This is a genomic window from Kitasatospora sp. NPDC094016, from assembly GCF_040304045.1.
In the GTDB taxonomy this organism is placed as follows: Bacteria; Actinomycetota; Actinomycetes; order Streptomycetales; family Streptomycetaceae; genus Kitasatospora.
Window position 1 is genome coordinate 75163 of record NZ_JBEOUK010000042.1, and the last position, 7261, is coordinate 82423.

Genomic DNA, 7261 nt, shown 5'->3' on the forward strand with positions numbered 1-7261 from the left:
CCCAGTGGGCTTCCGATGCCCCGGAAGTGCTTGACGTGCACAGCTGGTCTAGTCCATTTTGATGCTCAGCACCGCGCTCCTCCCCCGCACCGGACCAGCCCCCATGCTGCCGCCCGCCCCGCGTTTCCCCCTTCGCGGCGCGGGCGGCCCCACGTCCCGAGAGGCACCCCCATGCCCAGCGCGCCCCAGCCCGCCCCCACGCACCGCCGCCCCGCCGGTCGCACCAAGCTGCTGAGCATCGCCGCCGCCACCGCGCTCGCCGCCGGCGGCCTCGCCACGCTCGCCGGGAACGCCGGCGCCGCCGACGGCAACCTGCTGGCCAACCCGGGCCTGGAGAGCGGCACGCTCAGCCCGTGGAGCTGTTCCGGCGGGACCGGCAGCGTCGTCAACTCCGGCGCGCACAGCGGCAGCTACGCGCTGAAGGGGGCGGTCGGCGCGAGCGACACCGCGCAGTGCGGCCAGACCGTGACCGTCCAGCCCGACACCACGTACAACCTCAGCGCCTGGGTGCAGGGCCAGTACGTCTACCTGGGCGCCACCGGCAGCGGCGTCACCGACCCGGCCATCTGGACGCCGGGCGGCGCCAACTGGCAGCAGCTGTCCACCAGTTTCACCACCGGCCCGGCCACCACCAGCGTCACCGTCTACCTGCACGGCTGGTACGGGCAGGGCGCCTACCTCGCCGACGACATCACGCTCACCGGCCCCGGAGGCGGCAACCCCACCACCCCGCCGCCCACTTCGGGCACCCCGACCGGCTCCCCGACCGGCGGCCCCACCGGCACGCCCACCGGCGGCCCGACCACCCCGCCGCCGAACGTCGCCCTCCCCGTCGCGCCCTACATCGACATGGGCGCCTGGCCCACCCCGTCCATGCCCGACATGGCCAAGTCCGGCAACCTCAAGGCCTACACCATGGGCTTCGTCACCGGCGTCGGCTGCAAGGCCAGCTGGTTCAACGCCTACGACCCGCGCACCGGCTGGGCCAAGGACCAGATCGACGCGCTGCGCGCGGCCGGCGGCGACGTCAAGCTCTCCTTCGGCGGCGCCAGCGGCACCGAACTCGCCGCCGCCTGCACCACCGTGGACTCGCTGTTCGCCGAGTACGACGCCGTCGTCAACGCCTACAACCTGCGCTACGTCGACTTCGACATCGAGGGCGCGGCCATCGCCGACACCGCCTCCAACGACCGCCGCTCCGCCGCGCTCGCCAAGCTCCAGCAGGCCCACCCCGGCCTCAAGGTCTCCTTCACCCTGCCCGTCCTGCCCGAGGGCCTGACCGCCGAAGGCGTCGCCATCGTCAAGTCCGCCCGCGACGCCGGGGTCGCCGTCGACCTGGTGAACATCATGGCGATGGACTACTACCGGACCGGCACCGACTACGGCAACGCCGCCGTGCAGGCCGCCCAGGCCCTGTTCGGCCAGCTGAAGGCGCTCTACCCGGCGAAGACCGACGCCCAGCTGTGGGCCATGGTCGGCGTCACCCCGATGATCGGCGAGAACGACGACCACCAGATCTACAACCAGTCCGCCGCCCAGCAGTTGGTGACCTTCGCCCGGCAGAACCACCTCGGCCTGCTGGCCTTCTGGGACGCCACCCGCGACGCCAACGCCTGCACCGGCGGCTCGCTCTCCAAGTGCACCAACATCGCTCAGCAGCCGTACGAGTTCGCGAAGATCTTCGCCCAGTACGCGGGCTGACCGCGCCCCACGGCCCGGCCCCCGCCTCGGCGGGGGCCGGGCCCACGAACGCGCATGGCCGCACCGTACGGCCGCACCGTGACGACGCCCGGCCCGGAGACGACTCCGGGCCGGGCGCGGCCTGCCCGCGGTTCGTTCAGCGCCCGGTGGGCAGGTTGGCCCCGCCTGTGCAGTCGAACACCACGCCCGTCACGAAGGTGTTGGCGGCCAGCAGGTGGATCGCCTGCGCGACGTCCTCGGCCCGGCCGACGCGGCCGACCGGGGTGGCGGCGGCGAGGCCGTCGAACAGCGCCGTCCGCTGCTCGGCCGGGACGCGGTCCCACCACGGGGTGTCGATGACGCCGGGCGAGACGGCGTTGATCCGCAGCGGAGCGAGTTCGACGGCCAGCGGCGGGACCATCGCCTCCAGCGCGCCGTTGATGGCGGCGAGTCCGGCGGTGCCGGGGATCGCGGCGCGGGCGGAGGCGGCGGTGATCAGCGTGACGGATCCGTCCGACCGCAGGTGCGGCAGCGCCGCCTGGAGGACGCGGACCTGCGGCCAGAACTTGGCGTCGAACCCGGTGGCGAGGTCGGCCAGGTCGAGCTGGGCGAACGGGCCGCTGCCGGCCGCGCCGCTGACCGCGACGACCAGGTGGTCGACGGTGCCGGACCGGGCGAAGAAGGCCGCGACGGCCTCGGGGTCGGCCGCGTCCAGCTGGTGGCCGACGACCTTGCCGCCGATCCGGGCGACGGCGGCGTCCAGCCGGTCCCGGCCGCGGCCGGTGATCACGACCTCGGCGCCGTCCGCGGCGAAGGCGGTGGCCGCGGCCTCGCCGATGCCCGAGCTGCCGCCCATCACGACGACGCGCTGTCCGGTGAAGAGGTTTGACGTGGTGTTCATGGTGGCGTGTCCTTCTCTTGTCGAGACCGCTAGTTCCGTCAATAATGTTATCGAGACTGCTAGTCTTGTCAAGCGGGGGAAGAGGAAAGGGAACACGATGACCGAAGCCCGCCCGCACACCGGACGCCGCCGCAACGAGGCCGCCCACCAGGCGATCCTCGACGCGGCCCTGCACCTGCTCGCCGAGTCCGACGGCACCCCCGTCACCATCGACGCCATCGCCCGCAGCGCCGGCGTCGGCAAGCAGACCGTCTACCGCTGGTGGCCCTCCAAGGGCGCCGTCCTGCTCGACGCCCTCACCGACCGCGCCGACCAGGACGTCCCCGGCCCCGACACCGGCACCCTGCGCACCGACCTCCACGCCTTCATCACCACCACCTTCGACGGCTCCCAGCGCGACACCACCGCCCCCGCCCTGCGCACCCTCGTCCGCGAAGCCGCCCGCGACCCCCACCTCGCCGACCTCATGCAGACCTTCACCGCCAGCCGCCGCACCGCCCTGCGCGACCTCCTCGCCCGCGGCCGCGAACGCGGCGAACTCGCCGACGACACCGACCTCGACCTGATCGTCGACCAGGTCTACGGCGTCTTCTGGTACCGCTTCCTCCTCGGCCACGCCCCCCTCGACGCCACCGTCGCCGACCGGCTCACCAACTCCCTGGTCGCCGGGAACGGCTAGGCCCGATGCCACTGGCTCGAACGGGCTCCACAGGGTGCCGACCTGCGAAAACTCGCCCTGGAAGCCGCCAGAGCCACCGGCATTGCGGTGCGGCCCCCTCCGGGGGATCTTGGGTTCTAGGGATCGTTGCAACACCCCAGTTCAAGGGGTGCGATGTTCGAGATCCGGAAGAACCGGACGGTGGCTCAGGGGGCGAGGACCCTGGTCTGTGAGCGGGAGAAATACTTCCGACTCATGGACCAGGGCCTGAGCAGTCGGGACGCGTGCGCACGCGTCGGGATCAACCTGCGCACGGGTAAGCGCCGGCGTAACGGCCGCAACGCCTCGGGCAAGGACAAGGCCAGGCCTCCGGTCCTGGCACCGTTGTCGACTGCCGGCCCGTCCCGTCCACTGGAGGCCCGGGCAGGGGGCCGGGACGGGGTTCGACTCCGACACCGAGACCCCGGGCAGACCGAGCGGACGGTGTGGCTGGAGGCCCGTTACCTCGGCGGCTCCTGAACCCGGAGGCCCGCGCCGCCCTCACCCCGACCGACGAGCCCCGCCGGGCGCCGCTCCAGGGCCGTGCCCGTTCAGACGTCCGACGGTCCGCGGCGCCGGATCAGCGGCAGGTAGACCTCGTCCACGATCTCGACCAGGACGTCGTCGGGCGCGGTCGGCACGCCCCGCACCACGAACTCGTTGCGCAGCAGCACCACCGCCACCGTGGCGACCCTGGGGTGGAGCGCCTCGGGGGCCGCCTCGCCACGGGCGACCGCGCGCGCCAGGACGGTGAGCCAGGGGGCGGCCGCGGCCTCGCCGGACTGGTCCTGGAGCTGCGCCAGGAACTCCGCCGCGCCACCGGCGGCGGCCAGGAGTTCGCGCAGGACCGCGCCGAGCGGGGAGCTCCAGTGCCGGTTCGCCTGGCGAAGCAACTCCAGGGCGTCCCCGCGTAGTTCACCGGTGTCTGGGGGCACGGCGGCGGTGGCCAGCTGCTTGTAGGCGGCGATGCCGAGGGCCAGGCGGTTGGGCCAGCGGCGGTAGAGGGCGTTCTTGTTGGTGCCGGCGCGGGCGGCGACCTTGTCCATGGTCAGCCCGGCGAATCCGGACTCGGCGAGCTCCGCCACCGCCGCCTGGAGGATCGCCTCCTCCAGCGCCGCCCCGCGCCGCCGTGTCTGCCCGGCCATGGCCCTCGTCCCGTCCGATCCAGTCCGGCCCCGTCGCCGGTACCGCCGTCGATACCGCCCTCTACCCTCCCATCCTTCTTGTCCTCTCCGGCCCACGCCAATTAGGGTACTGGCCGTACCGTATTCGTCTGCTCCCCGCCCCACCCCCAGGAAGGCAGGACACCGTGCGCGCCAAAGGCATCAGCTACGACACCGGATTCGTCAAAAACGGGTCGTACTCCCGCAGCCGGTTCGACCCGAAGGAGGTCGAACGCGAACTGCGCGTCATCCGCGACGACCTGCACTGCAACGCGGTCCGCATCATGGGCGGCGACCCCGACCGGATCGAACTCGCCGCCGGACTCGCCGCCGACCTCGGACTGGAGGTCTGGTACTCCCCGTACCCGCTGGAACTCGCCGCCGACGAGCTGCTGGCCCTGTTCGCCGACTGCGCCGAGCGCGCGGAACGGCTGCGGCGGCGCGGCGCCGAGGTGGTGTTCGTCGCCGGGGCCGAACTCAGCCTGATGAACCCGGGATTCCTGCCCGGCGACACCACGGACGAACGCGTCGCCCTGCTCAGCCGGCCCGAGCTCGTCCGCGAACACCTCGGACCGGTCAGCGGCCGGGTCAACGCGTTCCTCGGCGAGGCCGTGGCCGTCGTCCGCGAGCGCTTCGGCGGGCGCGTCACCTACGCCGCCGTACCGCTGGAGCGCGTCGACTGGACGCCCTTCGACCTCATCTCCCTCGACCTCTACCGCTCCGCCGAGACCGCCGACCGGTTCGCCGACGGCGTCCACGACCTGGCCTCGCAGGGAAAGCCCGTCGCCATCACCGAGTTCGGCTCCGCCGGCTACCGCGGCGCGGGCGACCGGGGCGCGCTCGGCCTGGACATCGTCGAGTACGACGCCGAGGGCCCCGTCCGCCTGAAGGGCGTGTACGAGCGCGACGAGGCCGGCCAGGCCGCCTACCTGCGCGAACTGCTGGAGGCCTTCGACGCCGGCGGCATCGACGCCACCTTCGTCTTCACCTTCGCCCTCTACGACCACGTACACCGCCCCGACGCCGACCCCCACGACGACCTCGACCTCGCCAGCTACGGCATCGTCAAGGTCTACGCCGACCGCTCCGGCACCACCTACCCCGACCTCCCCTGGGACCCCAAAGCCGCCTTCACCACCCTCGCCACCTACCACCACACCCACTGACCAAGAAATATGCAGACCGGTCTACATAGCCGGACTCGCGGCAAGCACGATCCCCCCGCTACCCAATGGGGGCCGAAGCCGGCGAATCGCTACCTGCTACCCGGACCGATGAGTCCTTGAAGAAGATCGCGGCCGCCGGCTTCACCTCGGCGGTGATCAGCTGACGCCCGGTGAGCCACGACCTACCCCCGGGGCTTTGAGCCCTCGGACGAGAGTCGGCCCCGGGCGTCAGTCGCCCACCGCCGAGCCGAGGCCCCTACGGTCAGCCGGGGTCACGAACGACCAATCGGATGACGGGCCCAGAGCCCTTCCATCAGGGAGCCGTGTGCCTCCGCGTCGGTCTTTGACCGGCGGAGACACACATCGAACGAAAGACGTGAGAGGCATCCATAAGAGTGTTCTGCGGGTTCGACCGGGCGAGCGACCACCACGACGTCGCCGTGGTCGACGGCGACGGCAAGCTCCTCGAACGGGCCCGGATCGCCGACGACACGACCGGCCTCAAGGCCGCCTGCACCGCCGCCGACAGCCCCGCCGAAGCCTCGGTCCAACTGTTCGAGCAGCATCCCGATGCCGAGGTCATCACCGTGGCGCACCCGGCGCAGCGGCGGGCGGTACGCGAGATCGCATCTGTCGCGATGAGATCCGCCAGCCAACGGCCGACGCGCCGTACGACTGTCGGTCCGGTCGGCGGGGCCTCGTCGCGTCGTAGCCCGGGTCTGCCCGGCCCGCGCCGAGCCCCGGGTCAGGCGGTTGCCTCAGCGGCCGTCGGCAAGGGATTCTGGCGCTTGCGCCAATCACGCCAGGTCCGCCAGAGAAAAACCGGCCAGGCAATTGCCGCCGCCACACCGCCGATGGCAAAGCCCGTCACCAACAGGTAGGAGGAGCCGCCCCCTGTGCCGAAAACGCCGCCGTGGGCGCCGGAATCCCGCGCCGTGGCCGTTCCGCCGATCTGCAGGGAATCCGGTTCGTCGTACAGGAGGACGTCGGTGCGGACGGTGGCGCCATCCGCCGACGTCCAAGTCCCGTAGAAGTCACAGGACCCGTGGCTGCAGGTCGTGCGGGCGGCGGTGAACGTTCCGACGACCCCGCTGCCGCTCTGCGCCTGCCAGGCCGGCACAAGGTCCGGTGCGGCCTTGGTGATGCCGATGACGGCAATGAAGGGAAGGCCGACCCAGAGGAATAGGGTCGTGCGCCAATGGCGCTTTGCAGGGGTGTCGCTCATGACGGGGGAGCCTATGGTACGGGCCGTATTCCGCCAAATCATTTCAAGGCGCAAAACGCCCATCCAGGATATATTTCGCAGCGCATTGAATTCTTCGCCCCTGCGCGCCAGGAATCCACCTGGAACTCGGACTCGGCCCCCTCCCGGCCTGCGCCGGGTCAGCGCCGATCACGCGAGCCTCCGGCAGAGACACGCGGTCATGGTCCGCCGGGTCAAGAACCAGCGTCTGGCGGATGTCTTCTTCGCGGCCCCGCGGCGGAGCTCCCGGCCTCCGGCCCGGCATGACTCCCCCCGTAGTTCGACGGCGCCGGGTATGGAGGGTAGGGGCTAGGCACAATGCCAGTGACTTTGGGGTGCCTGTCTCGTTGGTTGTGGTGTGGCGAGAGTGGGGCAGGTCAAGTCGCCTGCGAGTGAGCGGTTGTCGGACCG

At 71.8% G+C, this 7261-nt stretch carries 7 protein-coding genes and 1 pseudogene; 4 read left to right on the forward strand and 4 right to left on the reverse strand.

From position 1 onward, the window contains the following. The first annotated feature begins 171 nt into the window (after nt 1-171). Nucleotides 172-1701: a carbohydrate binding domain-containing protein gene (locus ABT015_RS29965; protein ID WP_350884580.1), complete on the forward strand. Its 1530-nt coding sequence runs from the start codon at nt 172-174 to the stop codon at nt 1699-1701. Nucleotides 1702-1837: 136 nt separating this feature from the next. Here ABT015_RS29965 and ABT015_RS29970 read toward each other — a convergent pair whose 3' ends face one another. Then, nucleotides 1838-2581 (reverse strand): SDR family oxidoreductase, encoded by a 744-nt coding sequence (locus tag ABT015_RS29970; protein ID WP_350884582.1) that lies wholly within the window; start codon nt 2579-2581, stop codon nt 1838-1840. 97 nt (nt 2582-2678) lie between these two features. Between ABT015_RS29970 and ABT015_RS29975 the strand changes: the two genes are divergently transcribed. Together ABT015_RS29975 and ABT015_RS38035 are read left to right on the forward strand one after the other, a co-directional pair. Further along, complete coding sequence (locus ABT015_RS29975; protein ID WP_350884584.1) at nt 2679-3260, forward strand: TetR/AcrR family transcriptional regulator; 582 nt, start codon at nt 2679-2681, stop codon at nt 3258-3260. Between the two features lie 153 nt (nt 3261-3413). Continuing rightward, a pseudogene (locus ABT015_RS38035) lies at nt 3414-3653 on the forward strand (IS30 family transposase); the annotation flags it as partial. Between the two features lie 176 nt (nt 3654-3829). Here ABT015_RS38035 and ABT015_RS29980 read toward each other — a convergent pair. Then, on the reverse strand, nt 3830-4423 hold the full coding sequence (locus ABT015_RS29980; RefSeq protein ID WP_350884586.1) for a TetR/AcrR family transcriptional regulator: 594 nt from the start codon (nt 4421-4423) through the stop codon (nt 3830-3832). Nucleotides 4424-4587: 164 nt separating this feature from the next. Between ABT015_RS29980 and ABT015_RS29985 the strand changes: the two genes are divergently transcribed. Beyond that, entirely contained in the window at nt 4588-5607 is a 1020-nt protein-coding gene (locus ABT015_RS29985) for a glycoside hydrolase family 113 protein (protein WP_350884588.1), read from the forward strand. 272 nt (nt 5608-5879) lie between these two features. On the opposite strand, the gene ABT015_RS29990 is transcribed toward ABT015_RS29985, so the two are convergent. Continuing rightward, nucleotides 5880-6173, reverse strand: coding sequence for a hypothetical protein (locus ABT015_RS29990; RefSeq protein WP_350884590.1), 294 nt, complete (start codon nt 6171-6173; stop codon nt 5880-5882). 179 nt (nt 6174-6352) lie between these two features. Then, nucleotides 6353-6832 carry a hypothetical protein gene (locus tag ABT015_RS29995; RefSeq protein WP_350884592.1) on the reverse strand — a complete coding sequence of 160 codons (480 nt, stop codon included), beginning with the start codon at nt 6830-6832 and terminating at the stop codon, nt 6353-6355. Nucleotides 6833-7261: the final 429 nt, after the last annotated feature.

Coding starts and splice junctions, on each gene's coding strand:
- ABT015_RS29965 (WP_350884580.1), top strand. CDS start 172: ATGCCCAGCGCGCCCCAGCCCGCCCCCACGCACCGCCGCCCCGCCGGT.
- ABT015_RS29970 (WP_350884582.1), bottom strand. CDS start 2,581: ATGAACACCACGTCAAACCTCTTCACCGGACAGCGCGTCGTCGTGATG.
- ABT015_RS29975 (WP_350884584.1), top strand. CDS start 2,679: ATGACCGAAGCCCGCCCGCACACCGGACGCCGCCGCAACGAGGCCGCC.
- ABT015_RS29980 (WP_350884586.1), bottom strand. CDS start 4,423: ATGGCCGGGCAGACACGGCGGCGCGGGGCGGCGCTGGAGGAGGCGATC.
- ABT015_RS29990 (WP_350884590.1), bottom strand. CDS start 6,173: ATGCTGCTCGAACAGTTGGACCGAGGCTTCGGCGGGGCTGTCGGCGGC.
- ABT015_RS29995 (WP_350884592.1), bottom strand. CDS start 6,832: ATGAGCGACACCCCTGCAAAGCGCCATTGGCGCACGACCCTATTCCTC.